The following is a 932-nucleotide window of genomic DNA, read 5'->3' on the forward strand; positions in this document are numbered from 1 at the left end:
TGCGTCGGGACGTTCCCGGTCGCTGTTTTTCGTCTTCGCCTCTGAATGGTTCAGGGACGTGGGCGAAAGACCGGGATAGGCGGGTTCGCCGGTTTGGTCTCCTGGGGCCGATCGTCAAGAACACGCCGAAGCCCGAGGGTCTCGAAACTCTTTTGGAGGTTACCAATGAAGCTCGTTAAGAGCCTCCTCCTCGGTTCTGCCGCCGGCTTCGCCGCGGTCGCCGGGGCTCAGGCCGCCGATCTTCCCTCGCGGAAGGCCGCTCCGGTCGAATACGTTCGCGTCTGCACCGCCTATGGYAGCGGCTTCTTCTACATCCCSGGCACCGATAGCTGCCTKCGCATCGGCGGCCGTCTCCGCGCTGAGTACACCTTCGGCGAGCGTTGGGGCGACSTKCAGGAYTCGTACGGCACCCGCGCTCGTGGTCGTCTGAACATCGACCTGCGCACCGCCACCGCTTACGGCACCCTGCGCACCTTCATCCGTTATGACGTCACGGTTTCGACCGGCCCGTACGGCTACGGCGCGCTGAACGGCGGCGCGATCTTCGCCAACGGCGCTGCTGGCGCCAACAGCAACTCRACTGGCATCAGCCTCGATAAGGGCTTCATCCAGTTCGGACCGATCACCGCTGGTCGCGCGCAGTCGTTCTTCGACTTCTACGCYAACGACCTCGGCTTCAGCTCGCTCCGCGGCTCGGACAACAGCCCGAACCTGTTGGCCTACACCGCGACCTTCGGCTCGGGCTTCTCGGCCACGATCTCGCTCGAAGACCGCCTGGCCGGCCGTAACGCGGTCGTCCGCAACGCCCTCGYCTTCAACGGCGCTGCTCCGRYCCTYGAGGGCAGCSAGTATCCGGACCTCGTCGGTGCGTTGAACGTGACCCAGGGCTGGGGCTCCGCTCAGCTGTCGGGTGCCATCGGTCAGCGTAACGT

General features: G+C 65.3%; 1 protein-coding gene. It reads left to right on the plus strand.

What is annotated here, in order from left to right:
• Window positions 1-165: 165 nt before the first annotated feature.
• A partial coding sequence (locus tag AC1DGP_RS35235) for a porin (protein WP_476833292.1) occupies window positions 166-932 on the plus strand: 767 nt, incomplete at its 3' end.

Source organism: Allobosea sp. 05T433, assembly GCF_056396065.1.